The 19,651-nt window shown below is 41.2% G+C and carries 10 protein-coding genes; 2 read left to right on the top strand and 8 right to left on the bottom strand.

Annotated features, from left to right (window positions below; genetic code table 11):
* Positions 1-8 precede the first annotated feature (8 nt).
* Together HMPREF9447_RS11400 and mnmG are read right to left on the bottom strand one after the other, a co-directional pair.
* The gene (locus tag HMPREF9447_RS11400) at positions 9-533 is read right to left on the bottom strand and encodes an adenine phosphoribosyltransferase (RefSeq protein ID WP_009129888.1); all 525 of its coding nucleotides are present in this window, start codon (positions 531-533) and stop codon (positions 9-11) included.
* A 57-nt stretch (positions 534-590) separates the two neighbouring features.
* Positions 591-2,465 (bottom strand): tRNA uridine-5-carboxymethylaminomethyl(34) synthesis enzyme MnmG, encoded by a 1,875-nt coding sequence (mnmG, locus tag HMPREF9447_RS11395; RefSeq protein WP_009129887.1) that lies wholly within the window; start codon positions 2,463-2,465, stop codon positions 591-593.
* A gap of 218 nt (positions 2,466-2,683) precedes the next feature.
* On the opposite strand from mnmG, the gene HMPREF9447_RS27805 reads away from it, so the two are divergent.
* Complete coding sequence (locus HMPREF9447_RS27805; protein ID WP_009129886.1) at positions 2,684-4,324, top strand: hypothetical protein; 1,641 nt, start codon at positions 2,684-2,686, stop codon at positions 4,322-4,324.
* 149 nt (positions 4,325-4,473) lie between these two features.
* Positions 4,474-4,842 (top strand): DUF3244 domain-containing protein, encoded by a 369-nt coding sequence (locus HMPREF9447_RS11385; RefSeq protein ID WP_009129885.1) that lies wholly within the window; start codon positions 4,474-4,476, stop codon positions 4,840-4,842.
* 176 nt (positions 4,843-5,018) lie between these two features.
* Here HMPREF9447_RS11385 and HMPREF9447_RS11380 read toward each other — a convergent pair whose 3' ends face one another.
* The 6 genes from HMPREF9447_RS11380 to HMPREF9447_RS11355 form a co-directional block, all read right to left on the bottom strand.
* Positions 5,019-7,862 carry a glycoside hydrolase family 2 gene (locus tag HMPREF9447_RS11380; RefSeq protein WP_009129884.1) on the bottom strand — a complete coding sequence of 948 codons (2,844 nt, stop codon included), beginning with the start codon at positions 7,860-7,862 and terminating at the stop codon, positions 5,019-5,021.
* Positions 7,863-7,877: 15 nt separating this feature from the next.
* Positions 7,878-10,403 carry a glycosyl hydrolase 115 family protein gene (locus HMPREF9447_RS11375; RefSeq protein WP_167549120.1) on the bottom strand — a complete coding sequence of 842 codons (2,526 nt, stop codon included), beginning with the start codon at positions 10,401-10,403 and terminating at the stop codon, positions 7,878-7,880.
* Between the two features lie 74 nt (positions 10,404-10,477).
* Complete coding sequence (locus HMPREF9447_RS11370; protein WP_009129882.1) at positions 10,478-11,389, bottom strand: alpha/beta hydrolase; 912 nt, start codon at positions 11,387-11,389, stop codon at positions 10,478-10,480.
* Between the two features lie 4 nt (positions 11,390-11,393).
* A complete protein-coding gene (locus HMPREF9447_RS11365; protein WP_009129881.1) occupies positions 11,394-14,465 on the bottom strand; it encodes a glycoside hydrolase family 2 in 3,072 nt (1,023 codons plus the stop codon).
* Positions 14,466-14,514: 49 nt separating this feature from the next.
* Complete coding sequence (locus HMPREF9447_RS11360) at positions 14,515-16,227, bottom strand: RagB/SusD family nutrient uptake outer membrane protein (protein ID WP_009129880.1); 1,713 nt, start codon at positions 16,225-16,227, stop codon at positions 14,515-14,517.
* A gap of 22 nt (positions 16,228-16,249) precedes the next feature.
* On the bottom strand, positions 16,250-19,573 hold the full coding sequence (locus tag HMPREF9447_RS11355) for a SusC/RagA family TonB-linked outer membrane protein (protein ID WP_009129879.1): 3,324 nt from the start codon (positions 19,571-19,573) through the stop codon (positions 16,250-16,252).
* Positions 19,574-19,651: the final 78 nt, after the last annotated feature.

The following is a 19,651-nucleotide window of genomic DNA, read 5'->3' as shown; positions in this document are numbered from 1 at the left end:
GAGATCTGTTATAAAGAAAGCACCGACTGCACTTCTACGTCTTTATTGAACAAGTCCTTTCCATGCAAATTCTTCAGTTCAATGATGAAGTTCACATAAATCTTCTTCGGATTCATCTTCTGTACTAACTTGCAAGCAGCTTCCATTGTTCCACCTGTTGCAAGCAAATCGTCGTGAAGCAGAACAACGTCATTCTCATTCAATGCATCTTTATGTATTTGAATGGTATCCTTGCCGTATTCCTTATCGTAGCTTTCTTCTATTGTTTCCGCAGGAAGTTTACCGGGTTTGCGGATAGGAATGAAGCCGGCATTCAATCGAGTAGCGAGGATAGGTCCCATGATGAACCCTCTTGACTCAATGCCTACTACTTTGGTGATGCCCTTGTTTTTATACATCTCATACATTGTGTCCGAAAGTTCCTCTAGCCTGGCCGGGTCTTTGAACAATGTAGTTACGTCGTAGAACAGAATTCCCGGAATAGGGAAGTCGGGTATTTCCCGAATGCTTTTTGCAAGAGTTTCTTTGCTCATAATCAGTATTTTTAATGCGTTTATTGAATCCTTTTGTTTCACGTGGAACGTTCCACGTTATCTGCCCGAAAGTACCAGCAGGACGTTTATATCACTTGGAGATACTCCCGGTATTCGGCTCGCCTGAGCTATCGTTTCCGGATCTATCTTTTCTAATTTCTGTCTGGCTTCGGTGGAAAGGGATTGAATGGAATTATAATCGAACTTACCCTTTATCTTGATGCTTTCCAGTCGAGCTAACTTATCGGCGATGATTCGCTCGCGTCCGATGTACCCTTCATACTTGATAAGTATTTCGGCAGCTTCAATGATTTCCTCTTTCCTTTCGGTAATCTTATCCAGTTCCCGACGGAAGGCATCAACATGTTCCGCCATGTTCTCAATGGTAACTTGCGGACGGTTTATTAAATCTATTAATTTGCATCCTTGTCGTAGGGGAGTGGTACCGAGCTTCTCTAATGCCGGATTGATTAATGCCGGTTTCATCGAGTAATTACGGGTGAACTCTACGATACTATTGATAGCTTCACGCTTTCGTTTTAGCAATTCATAACGCTCGCTCTTGACAAGTCCGAGCTTCCAGGCCTTTTCAGTAAGGCGCATGTCGGCGTCATCCATGCGTAATAAAATGCGGTACTCCGCACGTGAAGTGAACATACGATAAGGTTCATCCACTCCTTTTGTCACCAGGTCGTCGATTAATACGCCGATATATGCTTCGTCGCGTGCCAGAGTAAATGGCTCGCCGCCATGGCAATTAATATGTGCATTGATACCGGCAATGATTCCTTGTCCGGCAGCTTCTTCATATCCGGTGGTTCCGTTTACTTGTCCGGCAAAGAATAGATTTTTGATTTTCTTCGATTCCAACGTATGTTTCAGTTGCGTAGGGTCGAAGAAATCATATTCGATGGCATAGCCCGGGCGATAAATTACCAAATCCTTGAATGCTGGTACTTTCTTCAATGCCTCGATTTGTATATTCATCGGGAGCGATGAAGAGAAACCATTTAAATATAGTTCCTGAGTAGTTTCCCCTTCCGGTTCAAGGAAAAGCTGATGTTGTCCCTTATCGGGGAATGTTACTATTTTAGTTTCGATGCTGGGGCAATAGCGGGGACCGATGCTTTGAATTTGTCCGTTGAAAAGGGGAGAGTCTGGTAAGCCTTTGCGCAACACGCGATGCACTTCTTCGTTTGTGAAGCAAGTCCAGCATGGAAGTTGTTTCAGGTGACGGACGCTGGTATCCATGAATGAAAACTTGTGGAAGTCTGATTCGCCGTCCTGTGTCTCCATGTATTCATAGTGTACGCTTCGCCCGTCAATACGGACAGGGGTACCGGTTTTCATGCGCCCATACTCAATGCCATGTCTTGCGATGGATTCGGTTAATTTGTAAGATGCAGGTTCTGCCATGCGTCCGCCGGCAAGTTGGGTACGCCCGACGTGCATTAATCCGTTCAGGAAAGTCCCAGCAGTTAATACTATACACTTGGCACGGAAGGTGACATCCAGTAAGGTAGTCAAACCTACAATCTCTCCATCCTCAATAAGGATTTCGCGTACAGTATCTTGCCAGATATGCAGGTTTGGGATGTTCTCCAGGATTTCGCGCCATGCCCAGATGAATTTATTACGGTCGCATTGCGCGCGCGGGCTCCACATGGCAGGGCCTTTGGAACGGTTCAATATGCGAAACTGGATGGCGGTCTGGTCAGTCACCAGCCCCATGTATCCGCCTAAAGCGTCTATCTCTCGTACAATTTGTCCTTTGGCAATACCACCTACGGCAGGATTGCAACTCATCTGTCCTATCTTATTCATGTCCATGGTGATAAGACAGGTTTTTGAACCCAGATTTGCTGCGGCTGCGGCAGCTTCACAGCCGGCATGTCCGGCGCCAATCACGATAACGTCGTATTTAAACTCCATTCATTCAATGTATTTAAAACTGTGCAAAGTTACGAAAAAAACAGCTACTCCTCTAGCTTTTCTCTTTCTTATCATTGTTTAAGGTAAGGTGGGCTATAGAGAATACATACAGTGGGACTATGTAATGCTGCTGCGGATTACTCTGGATTTTTCTAACATATATGTTGCTATATCTCCTTCTTTTTGTTTTCTTTGCCGTTTAATAATCGAATCATTTTATGTTAACCCGATTGAATAGCTTACTATCTGCCCTTTGTCTCTTTCTGATTCTTGTTTCCTGCAATAAGAATAAAGTAGAAAACAAACAGTTGCTTCGTGCCGAGACTTTAATATCTTCTTCTCCTGACAGTAGTTATCAGATTCTGCAATCCATTTCTCCCGATCCCCTTTCTAAATCCGAACAGATGTATTACGGATTGCTTTTAGCTGAAGCAACGGATAAAAAATATCTTTCTCTCTTAGCATGCGATTCTTTGTTGAATGAGGCTATTCATTACTATGATAGTGGTCTGAACCGTGCGAAAGCTTTGATGTATAAGGGGCGTTTGCAGTCTCAGATGAATATGTATACGGAGGCTATGGAAAACTACTTTGCAGCATTGAAAGAACTCGGAGAGGCGGATAAGAAAGAACTGCGGATAAAAGGAATGCTTTATGAGGATTTGGGTAATCTTTATTCTAATCAGGTGCTAACGGAAAAATCAACCGAAGCATTTCGCCAGGCTGAGGATTGTTTTATGCGATGTGACTGTAAGGAAGGATTGGCTTCTGTTGCTAATGGTATAGGATGGAATTATTTGTTGCAGGGTGATACCCGGCTTGCTCTTGAACATATGAAACGGGGATTGGGGTTTGCTTTGGAGAAGAATGACTCTGCGATTGCTGCAATGATCTATCATAACTTGAGTTGTTCTTATGAGGATATGGACTCTATACTCTTTTACGGAAAACGGTCTTTAGCTTTTAGTAAAAGATTGGCTTCAAAAGCTGCTATTGTGGTAGGATATGCATTCTTAAATCAAGAGCATCTTGATTCAGCAGAATATTATTTTAGACAAGCTTTATGTGATACGTTGATGGAAACAAAGGCTTTGGCTTTGTATGGTCTGAAAGATGTAATGGATGTAGGAGGAGAGCCTCAGCAGGCATTGAAATATTCGGAGGCTTATTCAGGCGTAATGGATTCTATTTATTTTCATAAGCGAAGTTCTGAAACGGAACAAAAAGCTTATGAACACGAAGCAGAAATGAAAGTCTATAAAGATAAAATGAAGATGGAAAAACAGCGACTTTCTTTCATTATTCTTAGTTTGTTTGTGATTGTTTTTGCTGTTTGGTATGTTCAACGGGTGAAACGCCGCAAAAAGATTATGCAATTGGAGCATGAACGAGATGTGGCTTCACTAAAGGCTGATATTGCAGAATCTCAATATCATATAGCTTCATTGCGTATGGAACAAGAACAAGATAAAGAAAGAATATCTCAAAGGGAGAGTGAAATAAGAAGATTGGCCGATGAAAAGGCCGAATTATGTAATATCATCTTTAAGAAAACTCCTATTTATCGAAAAGTGGAGCAACTGAGCCGTCAAGAGAAAACCACGAAAAAGCAGAACCTGCGCATTTTGTTGGAAGATGAACAGAAGCAACTTCGCCTGAGCATTATGAATATCTATAAGGACTATATCGCTTATTTACGCCAAACTTATCCTAAATATACTGAAGACGACTGTATATTCTTATGTCTTTCACTTTGCGGCTGGGATGATTTTACAATCGCTCTCTGCTTTGGCAATGTAAATAAGCAGATAATTGTTCAAAGAAGACATAGGATGAAACAAAAGTCTGATATCCAGTAAGATATGGTTGTAATTGTTATGGCTTAATACCTTAATATGCTGAAATATATGCTTTTATAAAAAAGAGATGTTATCGCTTTTATTCTCTTCTTTGCTTTGATGTGGCTAACTTCGCCCTATTATTAATCTTATAAAAATGCGTGAGATTCATGAAAGCATTATCATTGGTTTTATTAGGAAGTGTGTTCTTATTGCAGTCGACTATGCTATCTATAAATGCATCAGTCATAGCTGACGGAACTTCGTCTGTTCCTACAGAAGAGAAGAGAATCAGAAAGCCTGCCAATATTCATTTATTGAAAGGAGAAACATCTACTCGTTCCATATTACCCGTAGTTCCCGGCTATATTGAGGACAATCAACTCTACATTTGCTTTGGGGCACCTATCGAAGACGAATATTTAGTAGTTAAAGATACCGAATCCGGTGAAATCGTGTATTCTGGCACTTTTATCGGTAATATTCTTGTAATTGCCTTAACTAATTTGGGAGAATCTTATACGATAGAAATTGTATAAGAAAACATTCTTTTTATCTGTTCTTTTAAGGAGCATCTTTCCTCTTTTTCATGTGCAATTTTCCTTTAGACATTAAAATTGTACAATTCTTCACAGCGGTGGCTATAATATAAAAATAGCCACCGTCTGTGAATTCTTTATGTAAAAGCGAGATGAATGCTCACCGTTTTGCTTCTTTATAGATAGTGGAAATCAAACCAGAGTTTCATTCTGAAACCCTCATCGCCCTTATTGATTTTAATATAAGAAGCTTCTCCTCCTGTCCCTTGAGAATTGACAGCAGGAATTTCAAATAAGAATGAGATGTCTCCGGCAGGATATTCCTTTACCGATATTCCACGGCTTTCGCGGTCGCGCTGCTCTTCCGGAGTGAAGACACGAAAGAAAATACCGTCAGTTTCCGAATAGACTGTCATTGGGGTTGTCTGTGATTGGAGTGTCGCCCAATAGAGACCGGCATGATATCCTTTGAATTCGGGATAAACGAGCGAATGATAATATTCTCCCGTCACAGTATTGTTGTAGTCCTTTTGCCAAATGCCATAATTCGTTCCTTCGATACGGTTCTTCCATACCCGGTAAGGGCCTTTACCTAACCAACGCATCCCGCTGACGTTCTTTTCAGGAAAGGAGAATGAAAAACCGAGATTATGAACCGGACGGTCAAAGTATGCACCGTCAAACTTGTTATCTGCCCTGTAATTCAGCACCAATGCATCCATTCCAAGCAATCCGTCAGGCGTCATTCTCCAGACAATGGAGTCGGCTGCACCTTTATATTTTACGGTATAAATGGCCGTGTCACCTTGCATTTTTAGGTTAGCAGAGCTGAAAAGCATCTTCATCCCGACCGGGAGAGGACCATCAGACAATGGTATTATCTTGCTGCCATTTTTCACTTCCACCAAATTGCCATTTGCCTTGTTGAATGTTGCTGCAACTCCATTCGCCATTAGTGTAACTCTATTGCTGGTTGTCTGATATCTGGCGGCGGTTGTTGTTGCTGGTTGTAAGTGCCTGTATTCTGCAAAGTACTTACGATTATTCTTGATGGGGAACGCCCAGTTACATACCGTGTCACCCATCGCATTGTAGGCTTCTAATTCCAGAACGTCGCCATTGAAGAATTTCTCAGGCAGATCGAAGTGGGCTGTACCCTTTTCACCAGGTTGAATTGCAGGTAGCAGTACGCTGCCTTCCGCTAAGCAGATTGGGCTATCGGACACCTGTGGAATAGGTAAACGCATTACCTTCCACTTCATTCGGCATTCGTTTAAGTTGCTGAATAAATAATCATTAGCTATGTAAAAATCTCCTTTGAAGGAAGAAGTTATTTTTAATGGATTTATTTGAATGGGCGACCATACCTCCCGAACAGTATAGAAGCTGCCTTCTTTTTCGCGATTTGCCCCCACGATACCATCGGGAGCATTAGGACCGTAAGTGTCCATTTGTCCGGTATCTGTACGGCGGATAGCTTCATCCACATACGCCCAAAGGAAGCCACCGGCAAAGAGCGGATTCGCCTTAAACTTTGACCATAGTCCTTTGAGGCCTGCCCCCTGTCCACGGTCGTAGAGGCCATGTAGAAACTCCGTCATCATGAAAACCTTATGTCCGCGTTCCAACCGATACATGTTATCCGTACTGTTGGGGTAATGGCGTGTATCCAAGCCATTGAAATCTGCCCACGGATGAATGACGTGGCGTTTCTGCGGGTCGTAGTCGGCAAAACGATTGTCAATGGCAGCATTCCATCCTCCTTCGTTACCATTTGCCCAAATAAAGATGCACGGGTGGTTTATATCACGAAACATCATTTCGGGCAGCAACTTTTCTGCTATTTCAGTACTATAGCTATTCTGCCAACCACACAATTCATTGAGATAAAGAAGCCCTATGGAGTCGCATACTTCTAAGAAATGGCTATCAGGAGGATAATGTGAACGCACGGCATTCATATTCATCTGCTTAATGAGCAAAGCATCCTTCAGGCTGAGTTTCCGGCTGATTGTTCTACCCGTCTCAGAATCAAAGCAATGGCGGTTAGTCCCCTTCACTAAAAGACGTGTACCGTTCAGATATATGCCATCTTCAGGACGGAATTCAATGGTGCGGAATCCAATGCGCTCCGTTATCTCGTGTACAACATCTCCTGTTGTGGAAAGAAGACGCATAGTAAGCTGGTAAAGGTTGGGATGTTCAGGGTCCCATGTCCTGATATTGTTCCAATGTGTGGTAAGTGTTTGTCTCTCTTCCGTCGAAAGTCCACATACCTGTCGTCCTATGGGAAGCTGTGAATCACAGGAAATAAGCGACAGTTCCATTTGTTGTCCTTTGGAAATATTTTTCAGATAGACATCTGTACGCAACGTGCCATCTGCACGGGCATCCACCGCTATATGATCTATTTGCGTGCGAGGTTTTGCCGTCAGATATACGGGGCGGTAGATACCTCCGAAGAGCCACCAGTCAGCACGGCGTTCCGCTGCATTTACTGATTTATCCGCCGATTGCTTCCTCACTGTCACTTCCATTGAATTCTTTTTCCCGAATTTCAGTTTGTCTGTGATATCATAAGAGAAACGATAGAATGCTCCCTGATGAGTGGGACCAACGATAACATCGTTGATTTTCACTTCGGCATCGGTCATGACACCTTCGAATACAATGCTTATCTGTTTGCCTTTCCAACTATCCGGAACGTCAAAACGGTGATGATAAATGCCGTATTCATCGCAAAAATCATGTTCTCTGTAGGCATCATATTGCTTTTCATTTTCACGTTCCTTATAAATGTAGTAGCGTCCGTAGGTATAGCCTCCAAAACCTTGCTGTTCCCAGCAAGACGGAACTTCTATCTTGCTCCACTTTTGGGAATTCATACCTGATGAACACCAGAAATCCCACTTCACAGTATTATCCGGTCCTGTGCCGGAGAGATATCTCACTTCTGTCTGCTGAGCTTTTGCAGAACAAAGACACAGTAAAATAATGAATAATCCAATAATTCTTTTCATATAATTCATGTTATATTAATATGTTGGTTGGACAGGGAATACATAAAACATTCTATCTGGCTTGAAATCAATCATCCATTGATCTATCAATACATGGTCATCCAAAGCTGTGATGGATAAGGTGTGCTTTCCTTTTGCCAATCGATGATGGGTTGCACGGATAGCCTGTCCCCGAAGCACATTCTGCTTCCAGCCCTCCGTGCGGAAACCTTCTTTAAAGGAGCATATCTGAGGTTTTTCACCATCTATGCTGACACTGAAACGAATATCCCCTTTATCATTAGGTTGTGTAGGGATGACGGCGGTGCGCAGTGTCGCTTCTCCATCCCATAAGCAATCAAATTCAAAAGTAATTGATTTTCCCTTCGGTACGGAAACTGCATTCATGCTGTGCCCTAATGATTGAATTGTCATGACACCTTCGGACGCTCTTGCATAATCGCAAGCATTAGAAACGATACAACTATCTTTAACTGCTTCTGCCAAAGGTAATGATTTTGTTCTTTTTAAAGAAGCATACTTCTCTATTTCTTTGTCTGTCAGCCATACAGGGACTTTAGGCGGATAGAACACATATAAATCTCGCGGATTGTGGCACATGGAGTATTTCCATTTGCCACCTGCCAGTTCATTGTTATAGTAGTCCGTCAGGTTGCGTATTTCCTGATAAGCCTTGATGCTTTTGGCACAGGCAGCCATTAATTGGCTCTCTCGGGTCCATAAAGTCGTGTCGCAGCTTCCCGGAGAGATGCAGCGTGCTCTTTGTGCTTCCAATATCTTCGTGCTCATGGCTGCGGCACCAAACACAGGATACTTGATTTGGGCAAAGAAAGCATCTTTGCGTTCCTGGGGAATCATTGGTTCCACTTCTGATAAGATTTCTTTAATGGCTTCATAAGATTCCAGATAACGGTCCAGTTCACCGCCGAATTCAGTTAGGCTAAAGTCTGTATTTTTAACCGGAGACCAGCCTTTGGTATACTTCTTCTTGTCTAGTTCCACTTGATTCCAACCCATAAATTCCGGTTTACGGATGCCGCACAGGCGATAAAACTCTAACATGGCGGGTAATAGTTTTTCTCCTGCTTCTTTTCCGAATTCGCGGCAAAGCCAGTTCTTCTGATGCTCTACAAGCGTAGATGGAGATACGGAGTTGATATTCCATGCCATATCCAGAAAGAGTTCCAAATCGTAAGCCGCTGGTTTCAGGTCGTGCACATTGACCACCCATAGGCGGCGGGCATTACAGTCGTATGCCTGTTTCATTTCGTTATAAATCAACCCTGGCTGGGTAGTACATAGCCACATGTAGTCGTGTGGGCGGCCCCAATAGCTGAGATGATAATACACTCCGGCACCTCCGCTACGCTTTTGCTGTTCCTCGTCGCTCAGACGGGTCATATAGCCATAGTTGTCATCGCACCATATCAATGTGATGTCCTCCGGCAGTTGCAAGCCATTTTCCATTATTTGGAGTACTTCTTTATAGGGGACAAAAGCTTGGGGAATCTTCTCCACATCTTTATTTACATATTTCGACAGTAGCTTGCGCTGGTCGTCAATAACCTGTTGCAGGACATCGGTCTTTTCCTGAAGGGTCTTAACCCCTTCCATTCCACTATCGTGGATACCTCTCATGCCCATGGTGTAGAAATTTTCATAAGGTCCTGCCTCTTTCAGCCGTTCTATCCAATACGATTGCACTCCTTCACGGTTTGTCATGTAATTATAGTCGCCTCGCTCGTTGACTTTCCATTCACCTACATTATTGCGCATCATTGGTTCGCAATGCGAAGTACCAATTAAGATGCCACAACTATCAGCCGCCTCCTTGGCACCCGGCACAAAGTAGAAAGGAGTAGTAATCCCATGCATACCCGGCCAAATGGCATTAGCACGAAGGCGCATCAATAATTTAAAGATTTCTTTATAAGTCCGGGCACCGATACGGCCTTTAATATCAGATGGTTCAAAATTTTTCCAACTCCAAGGCTGTAAACTCCAGTCCTCGTCATTCAAAAAGATACCACGATATTCTACAGATGGGCTTTGAAAAGTTTGGTATTTAGCCGGAAGTATCAGCTTGGTTTTCTTCTCGGGGGTCACATCTCCCCACCAAACCCAGGGAGAAACACCTGCCAGGCGTGAGAGTTCGAGGATGCCGTATGCGGTTCCACGAGCATCTCCTCCAATTACAAGTAACTGACGTTTGGAAACGGTTATATAAAAGGCATCCCGTTTCGAGGCCAGTTTATCAACTGGCACTCCTCGTTTCTGCAAATCTTTTATTGGGATATCAGTGTTATCTAACTGGATGATGCGTATGGTTGCATCATCTATAGATACAGACTGGGGCAATCGTCCTGTTACCTGCTGAATATCTTCCCGGAACATGTCGATGGCAACAGATACCACCGGAGCAAGGGATTCGGGGGCGCAATAGGTAACAGGACGGTTATCGCTGTACCAAACGAAGTCGTTTCCTTTTACAAATTGAAAACAATTGAAAACAAGTATCAATAAGAATAAACGTAAATGCATAACATTGATTTTATAACTTAACTTTTTAGGAACTATTTTATTCATAACACATTTCATTATTGAAGATTATTAAACTATTCTACAAACTTCATCTCTTTTAGCCAATCAATAGATAAATTTGGCCAGACGGCAGCAGAACCTGTACAGTTCCCTATACCTAAACGATGACCACCATAAGGAAATATATGTAAAGATGATTCTACCCCAGCATTTTTAAGAGCCTGATAAAATGCAATACTATTCAGAGGCGATACAACCTTATCATCGTTCGCATGAACTAAAAATGCAGGAGGCGTATCTGGTGTCACATGTTTTTCATTGGAAAAAAACTCAATTAATTCTTCCGAACTGTTATCTCTCAACAGGCGATCCCGGCTTCCTTCGTGAACAATAGGCGATTCAAACGATATAACAGGCGAAAGCAATATCATAAAAGCGGGCGTATATGAAAAACAATCGAGTTCATCACCAATAGCGCTTATATCTTCTTTATGAGTAGCCAAAGTTGAGGCTCCATGTCCTCCCGCTGATCCACCGAAAATACCAATCCGGTTGGAATCAATGCCCCATTTCGCCGCATTAGCGCAAATAATCCGCATGGCCCGTTGAATATCCTGCCAAGGTGCTATTTCAGGAACTTCCAAATCAGGTGATGCTGGCATACGATGACAAACTACAAACGCACTTATTCCCTGTTGCTGATAATAAGAGGCAATAGGGATGTTAGAGTAATCGGCCGTTAAGCGAAGATAGCCTCCCCCGGGAACAATAAGAATTGCAGCACCCGTATTTTTTTCTTTGGCAGCCGGATACACATAGACTCTCGGCTCTCCAACTTGAAACAATCGACCATCAATTATAGTATCAGACACTATCATCCCCTTACTATTCGGCATTTTCCCCTGAGGCCATAACAGAATCTTCTCTTGGGCAACAGAAGTATGAACCCCACATAGAATGAAAACGATATATATAAATATTTTCATAGCATTACCATCCATAAGTTCTCAAATAAGGCTTTTCCGGAACAACTGTCGGAAACATTTTAAATATCGACTTCAAAATAGACGCATCTTCATGGGCATTCTCTGCAAATAAGATAAGAGTCCCTTGGATAGCTACATCCGCTATCGGCAATAACCCGATGGGGGACGTAAATTTAGTACCATACCCGGCAACAATTGCATTTTGAGATATATGTATATTCCCATTTACATTTTCAACACCCATGTTACCATTGCCGCTTAAGAATGCGATGTGCTGTGCTCCATTCGTAATAACACCAACATCAACATTCATTCTGTTTCCGTTGAACCGTATATCATCACGATGCAACTGCCAGATAGCCCGTTCATTATAAGCAGTTTTACCAGGAGTGGATGAATAGGGGCCATCACCTAACCAATCAAATTGATCATATGATTTTCCTAAATCTAAGGTTAGCCCACATTCAAGGAAATTGCCATTCGCATTCGGAGAAGCCTTAAGGTTATAATCAAATTGTACCTTTCCATTAGCCGCTATGAAAACAGTCACTTCGCCTGAAATATATTGTTCGGCCTGCCCATTTCGATTCCAACGGCATTGCAATGTTACATACACGCCATCATCTTTTTTAATTGCTGCAAACTCTTCTACAATGGGTTCTAACAAATAAGGATTCCAATAATATTTATTCTTCAAGCCTTGTGTGAGGAGCATTATTGTTTCCGGACGTCCAACACGGAGGAGTAAAGGTGTCTCTATTGTTTTTCCTTTTTCATTTACAACACTAAATACCCCTTTATGTGAAATATTATAACTGTACTCTCCATAAGTTAATGATGCATTCGTTTTGGTAACTTTAGTTTTTGACTTCTTTGTAGATGCTGCATTTTTAACTAAGCTCATGTAATCTTCGTTACTCCCGTCAAGCTCTATTGGAAGATTACGTTCATACATTCTTTTACCATTAGGAGTTAATACCTCTAGATAAAGGGTCAAGTCGTTAAAGTCGACCATCTGTGGCAGTTGCGTATTCAAATTAATTACACCCTTTTCTCGAGCTGGTATCTGTAACCAAAAACTTCCGGCATCCAGTACTTTTTGTAAATTCTTCACCTGCCATTTCAACTGATAGCCATGAAGAGAAATAAAATCAAAACGATTCTCCAGTTCCACAGAGAACGTATTTTTTGCATTTAACTTTCCATTTAAAAATGAAGTTAATACCACAACTGGTGAATACATTTTTCTGACCAAGTAAAAACTTTCTTTCGGATAACCATCCGCATAAACAATTCCATCTGAACCCCGGTCACCAAATGTGTCAAGAAATCTCTTTGAATCAATCCAAATACCCTGATATTCTTTAGGCAGATCCCGTCTTGCATCACGATTTAGAGCTTTTGGATTTGAGGAATAACCGATTTTCATCTCTCCATTCGTTAAAATAGCCTGATCACTCCAACACCATATAGATCCTCCGATAACCTTTTCTTCCTTCAGTATCCGGGTAAACTTTGATTCAAACTCATTGAATGCATTTCCTTGTGCATGAGCATACTCAGTATGAATGATCGGTAAGCGAGTATCTTTTATAGCTTGGTCAATGCGAGCGTCATTCAAATAATGTCCCATCACAATATCAACGTTCTCACTAGGCTTTTTAGTAAATGCCGTGAAATCACCGGCTTTTTGCGGTAATCCGCGAGGTCGGGTCGGATCTTTTTCTTTTACATATTTAATAACCTCTTCAACTATGGGTGTATAGGGGTTCTCGTTGCCTAATGACCAAATAATAATGGATGGATTGTTCTTATCACGTCGAATTGTTGCTTCAGCTCTTGCTTTTAATTCAGGAATAAACTCTTCTTTAGACAGATTATCTGCCCCCCGGGCTCCAAAAGAGACTTCATTACATACATAGAAGCCCATTTCATTACATAACTTCAGAAAATCAGGAGCAAATGAATAATGTGCCGTACGGATAAAATTAATATTAGCTTCTTTCATCTTTAAAAGTTGTATTCGACGTTCTTCATAGGTTAAAGCACGACCTGATTTCGGATCAATTTCATTGAGGCATACTCCACGCAAAAGGATAGAGCGATGATTAACCTTTAGTTCATACCCATCCATAGTCACACTCCGGATGCCAACATATTCGTTTATACGTTGCTGTATCTGTCCTTTAGCATCAACAATGCAAACTTCTAAACGATATAAATTTGGTGTTTCTGCTGTCCACAACAATGGATGCTCAATAAATCCCTCAAAATTGTATACATTGATATTCTCCGAAATAGCTCGTGTGAAATTTAAAAGGTGATTATTTTGCGGGTCAGACAGGGAAATATTCAACTGTAAACTATTCTTTTCAATCTTATCAAACCTATTCACATCTATACGAAGCCGTATTTCAGCGTCCAATTCAGGATTAACATTCGAAACAAAAGTTACATTTTCCAGATAAGTATTGTTTATAGCAAACAATTCAACATTGCGAGTAATTCCAGCTATCCCCCAACAATCATAAGTATCAAATTCCCAACCCATAGAGCGAGTCATAACTTTGACACTCAAGATATTTTTCTTATCAGAAAAAAGATATGGGGTAATATCAAATTGGCACAAATTATAAGCACTACCCCATTGACCAGCCTTTTGTCCGTTAACAAAAACTTCGTAGCCAAAATGCACACCATCAAATCGCAGAATAACATGTTGCCCTTCCCATGCCGAATCATAATCGAATGATGTACGATAGAGCCCTGTTAATTCTGCAATTTCATTACCATATTCAGGTATTTTAAAACCTTGTGTTTCCCAGTTTCCGGGAACAGTAATATCACCCCACCCGGAAATATCAAAATCGGTAGTATTCCAATTTGATAATTCATTGGGAACCAAAAGTCCTTTAATCAACTTGAATTTCCATGTACCGTTCAAAGATTTGACCATCATCCTTTCACGAACGGGATAAAAATGTCTTTGTCCACTTCCAAAGGATGTAATTGTCGATGCTAGGAGACCATTCAAGCATAACAAAAAGGACACTAGAAGAATCATCTTTATTTTCATACTATAATAAATTTAATTAGCTGGTGGGGTATTATTTTTCTATATTAGATTAATAGCCTGGATTCTGATCTGCACTACTCATTTGGTCGTTTGCATCAATAGCGGCTTGTGGAATAGGGCGAAGTAACTTTTGACCGATAGCCTGTTGAGCCCGACCTTCCAGACGCTTGTTATACAAGTTATTGTATTCCACTAACTTTTTTGTGCGCCGAAGGTCAAACCATCTTGAGCCTTGTCCAAAAAGTTCACAAACGCGCTCTTTAAGTATTGCATCAATATCAATAGAAGCAGCAGCAGCCAATCCAGCACGACGCCGAACTTCATTCAGACGCGCCAACGCCAATTGTTCATTACCCGCTTTCAAATAAGCTTCGGCCGCTACCAAATAGATTTCTGACAAGGTAATAATATGAATATCGCGATAATCATCTTTCTCAGAATATATATTTTTGAGCGTATAGCTATCATCAAATTTCCGACAAGGAGAACCACCGTAATTATAACCTATCATCTGCTCATAGGTAATAACTCCTTCTGTATAATCCTGAGGCTCACGTGTATTCTCGCTCATTGGAATGATCCAGGTATCCTTGCGATTTTCTGGATCAATACTTCTCCATGCCTCTATATCATCTGCTGTCTCATACCAAGCGGGATAATAACGTTTGATTGGCGTACCGATAAAATTTCCTCCGTTTTTGTAGAAAGTCCAATACGAATATACACCATTGAGAAGATCGGGTAGTTCCTTCATGAATGTCGCATCATAGCGGACATCTCCTTTTTCAAAACACTTTAAAGCATGCAGAGTTACAATAAAAGCCGATTTTGAACCTTTACCTCCATCACTCCCAGAACCTATATAGTTTGTGTAGAAGACACTCCAACAGTGACCGCCACCTTGTGGAGTACTGGCAGTAGCATGATCATATTCAACATCCCAAAGGAATTCTTCATTGTCATCCCCGCTGTAATCTCCATTATAATCAGATTTCCAAAGTTCAGCAAAAGGAGTAGTCAGGCTACGACCTGCAATAACGGCATCAGCTGCTTGTGCAGCTTTTGTAAAATATTCGCTTTTATCCAGATCCCAAGCTGCAGCCAAATAAGTTTGGGCCAACAGCGCTTGTGCTGCTTCAATACTAACTCTACCACCTCCTTTTTTCGCGGTTGATGCATCAAGTGCTCCTGCTGCAATTACATCTTCAAGTTCGTCAATCATATACGTGTAAACGTCTGTTGCTGTAGCTCTCGGATATCCGGTTTCAATATTAGACACATATTCTTTTATCAGAGGCACTCCTCCAAATGTATTAACTAAAATGTAATAGAATTGTACTGCAATGACGCGTGCTTCGTCAATACGCTTTTTGCATAATGCTTCACTAACATTTGCATCTGCCGCATAATAGGATACCGCATAAGCCGCACGAATACCTTTATAACAGTTTGTATAAAGAGTTTTCATCGAACTGTTTTCAGGGTTCAAGGTTTCATATTCGTGCAATTCATCGTTAATTTTAAGCCGTGCGTCACCATACATATCTGTACCTGCCTGGAAAAAAGTTGTATAACTGGAAGTTGCATAGATACCACGGAGTTTCTCATAAGCATTGTTCACCAAAGTTTCAAATCCGGCTTCAGTCGAAAAATGATCCTTGTCTGTTACACTTGATTTATTCTCTGTAGTAAGGAAATCGTCACAACTTACTATTGAAATAGAACAAATCAAAATCATGATTGTATATATATATTTCTTCATCTTGTTTATTCTTTCATTTAAATTAGAACTTGATATTTACACCCATCTGATACGTTACGGAAGCAGGACCACCATCAGTCAATTTCGCGCTTGCCCACTCTGGGTCAAAACCTTCGTAATCGGTAAAACAAAAGGGATTAAGAATATTCACATAAAGGCGTAAATGCTGCATTCCAGCTTTTGCAATCCACTGTTTTGGAAACGTATATCCCAAACAAATATTTTTTACTTTCACAAATGAGGCTTTCTGGTATTGAAACCCTTCCCCCTTTGCACTACCGGCACTGGAGTAATACCCTCCTGCCGAAGTATCGGAATTATTAGGATAAGGATACTTTCCATATTTCGTTTCGGTACTTAAAACAATGTCGCCAGTGGCATGGTCAATGACAGGAGTACCTGCCGGAATGTAGAAGTCCATAGCCATCTTCTGCTGACCGCGGCCTACATCCATATATTTATCATGAAAATAACTACGTGTCCATTGTCCTTGTTTAGTATAAATCATCACTGAGAAGTCGAAATTCTTATAATTCAGAGTTGTACTAAGACTTCCTATCCATTTAGGATCTGTACATCCATAGATTTGTTTATCCTCGTCGGTTATCTGTCCATCGTTATTCCAGTCGTTTACAGCCATCTGACCTTCGTACCATTTATATTTCGAACCATATTTAGCATATAATTCTTCCAAGGTATAGTGTATGTTGCCATCTTTTGTTTTCATAGTCACACCTTTGTCGGTAATTATGTCCGTATGAGTATAGTCACGTAATGAATTCAGTGGTTTACCAATGAAACGATTCGAAGCGACCTCATCTACCTTTCCATTACTCAGTTCTATAATTTTGTTCCAGTTGCGAGAGTAGTTAACATTAACGTCCCACGAGAACTCACTGTTCCTGATTACACCAAATTGCAAACCCAGTTCAATACCTCTATTTCTTACAGAACCTACATTGAATGTTGCTTTAGACTCACCCGTCTCAAGCGGAACAATCCGATCCATAATCTGCCCGTCAGACAATCTGTTATAAATATCGGCCGTTAAGTTTATGCGGCTATTCAAGATACTCAAATCAACACCAAAATCAAACTCTTTCACCTTTTCCCAGATAAGGGCTGTATTCACCAATCCGTTCGGATAATATGCTTGTACTTCCGTACCATCCAGCACCACATAATTGGGACCAGATGCTGAATAATGCGTCACATAATCGCTTACGTTATTATTACCTGTAACCCCATAAGACAGACGTAGCTTCAAGTTATCCAACCACTTTGTATCTTTCAGGAAAGCTTCTTCAGACATACGCCATGCCAATGCTGCCGATGGGAACCAGCCCCAACGATTACCTTCAGCAAAGCGAGAAGAACCATCGGCGCGAACAGTAGCCGTTGCCATATATCGACCTTTATATGAATAATTTACACGAAAAGCGCCCGACACCATTGTTGATTCTGTATAAGAAGATTCGATTGTTTTGTCGCTTGACGCTGCTTTTTCCAACGCATGGAACGAAAGCTTATCGTTAGGAATATTAAAGCCTTTCATCTTATAAGCCTCCAGTTGCGAGCGATACATAGAAAAAAGTCCCATACCGCTAAATGAATGATCTCCAATTGTTTTATTATAGTCCAATTGGCTATCCCATGTCCAATTCAAACGCTGTTTGGTTTCTACTTGTGCAGAGTTCATACCCGTGCTAAAATAGTAACTAGAACCCTCTTTATTATTGTCATTCAACCCTGTAGCATTAAAAATTCCCTGACGCGAATATTGGAAGTTTGGCGAAAAAGTTGTAGTAAATTTCATATTTTCCATAATATTAGCACGCAGATAGAAACTGGTTAGTACATTGTATTTCTTTGTTTCATCTGTATAATTTTTATCTGCAAGATCAATAAGCGGACTGATGGTAGATGTAAATCCGGCAGTTGTTTCAAAAGGTGCATTAGAAGCTGGTTGAAGAAGAATTTTTCCATTTTCATCATAAGGAGAAATGAACGGATTAAATAGAAAAGCTGTTTCATAAGGTGAGTAACTACTATTCGTTTGAAAGTCCTCCTTTATACTGTAAGCCATATTAACGGACAAGCCAGCCTCAAGCACTTTAGAAAGCTTTGCATCATATGAACCTTTTATATTGAAACGCGAGTAATCGTTGTACAAGAAAACATTTTCTTCATTTTGATAGCCAAAGCCTAAACGATAGGTTGCTTTCTCGGTTGAACCATCCATACTGATAAAGTGGTTTTGCTGGGCTGCTGTACGTGTTACTAAATCCGTCCAGTCGTATGATTCGCCTGCCATCATCATCTCGTAAACTTTAGAGTCACGGTAATCAGCTCCACCAATACGTTTCATGAAAGCCGTTTCCTGATTAGCCTTTGTAATTGTGTAATGAGGCACACCATTTGCATCGATCCCTGCGCGACCGGACCCATCGTACTTTGTTGTTTCTAATGTAGTAAAACGAGCAAAGCGATAATCTATAAACTCTTCAGCATCCATCAGATCAGGCATACGGGCTATTTTACGTATACCGTAATATCCATCGTAACTGACTGACATTTTTTGGACTTTACTAGCTCCCTTAGAACCTTTGGTAGTAATCATAACCACACCGGCAGAAGCTCGGGAACCATATATGGCTGTAGAAGAAGCATCTTTCAGGACGTCTACACGCTCAATGTCTTCAGGGTTGAGGAAATCCATAGATTCAGATACTACACCATCAATAACATACAGCGGAGAAGCCTGTTTGTTAATAGAAGCTTGTCCACGGATTTGGATATTGAATCCTCCTCCTGCACGGCTATTGGATTGGGTAATATCTACTCCTGGCACCGCCCCCTGTAATGCATCCTCCAAACGGGTAGTACCTCTGGCTGCAAGTTTTTCGGAAGATATGGACCCTACAGCGCCCGTCAAATCCGATTTCTTCATCGTGCCATAACCTACCACAACAACTTCATCCAAGGTTTCGGTATCTTCCAATAAAGTCAGGCTAAAGGAGTTCTGCCCCTTAACTTGCACTTCGAGTGTTTTATACCCAATAAAACTTACCTGGATCATTCCGTTAGAAGGAATATCAGAAAGAGTAAAATTACCGTCAATATCGGTTATCGTACCATTGGAAGTACCTTTCAATACAACACTTGCCCCAATGACGGGTTCCCCATTAACATCGATTACAGTTCCCTTAATCTTACCAGTCTGCTGAGTAGAATACACAGATGCGTGTTCATTAACTGCATAAGTCATCCGGCTGCCGGTAAGCAAAGCCACACAAATAATAATCGCCATCAGCGATCTTTTGTTTCCATAGAAAATAAGTCTCATAGGCCAACTTCTTTTATAATTAGACATTAAAAAATTAACGTCACAAAAGTAATCAGCCATATGTTTTAAGAGGGTGAA

The organism is Bacteroides oleiciplenus YIT 12058 (genome assembly GCF_000315485.1).
GTDB lineage: Bacteria > Bacteroidota > Bacteroidia > Bacteroidales > Bacteroidaceae > Bacteroides > Bacteroides oleiciplenus.
This window is presented reverse-complemented; position numbering and strand designations above follow the sequence as displayed.

Excerpts from the sequence above, each read along its gene's own strand:
- HMPREF9447_RS11400 (WP_009129888.1), bottom strand. The coding sequence starts at position 533 with ATGAGCAAAGAAACTCTTGCAAAAAGCATTCGGGAAATACCCGACTTC.
- mnmG (WP_009129887.1), bottom strand. The coding sequence starts at position 2,465 with ATGGAGTTTAAATACGACGTTATCGTGATTGGCGCCGGACATGCCGGC.
- HMPREF9447_RS27805 (WP_009129886.1), top strand. The coding sequence starts at position 2,684 with ATGTTAACCCGATTGAATAGCTTACTATCTGCCCTTTGTCTCTTTCTG.
- HMPREF9447_RS11385 (WP_009129885.1), top strand. The coding sequence starts at position 4,474 with ATGAAAGCATTATCATTGGTTTTATTAGGAAGTGTGTTCTTATTGCAG.
- HMPREF9447_RS11380 (WP_009129884.1), bottom strand. The coding sequence starts at position 7,862 with ATGAAAAGAATTATTGGATTATTCATTATTTTACTGTGTCTTTGTTCT.
- HMPREF9447_RS11375 (WP_167549120.1), bottom strand. The coding sequence starts at position 10,403 with ATGCATTTACGTTTATTCTTATTGATACTTGTTTTCAATTGTTTTCAA.
- HMPREF9447_RS11370 (WP_009129882.1), bottom strand. The coding sequence starts at position 11,389 with ATGAAAATATTTATATATATCGTTTTCATTCTATGTGGGGTTCATACT.
- HMPREF9447_RS11365 (WP_009129881.1), bottom strand. The coding sequence starts at position 14,465 with ATGAAAATAAAGATGATTCTTCTAGTGTCCTTTTTGTTATGCTTGAAT.
- HMPREF9447_RS11360 (WP_009129880.1), bottom strand. The coding sequence starts at position 16,227 with ATGAAGAAATATATATATACAATCATGATTTTGATTTGTTCTATTTCA.
- HMPREF9447_RS11355 (WP_009129879.1), bottom strand. The coding sequence starts at position 19,573 with ATGAGACTTATTTTCTATGGAAACAAAAGATCGCTGATGGCGATTATT.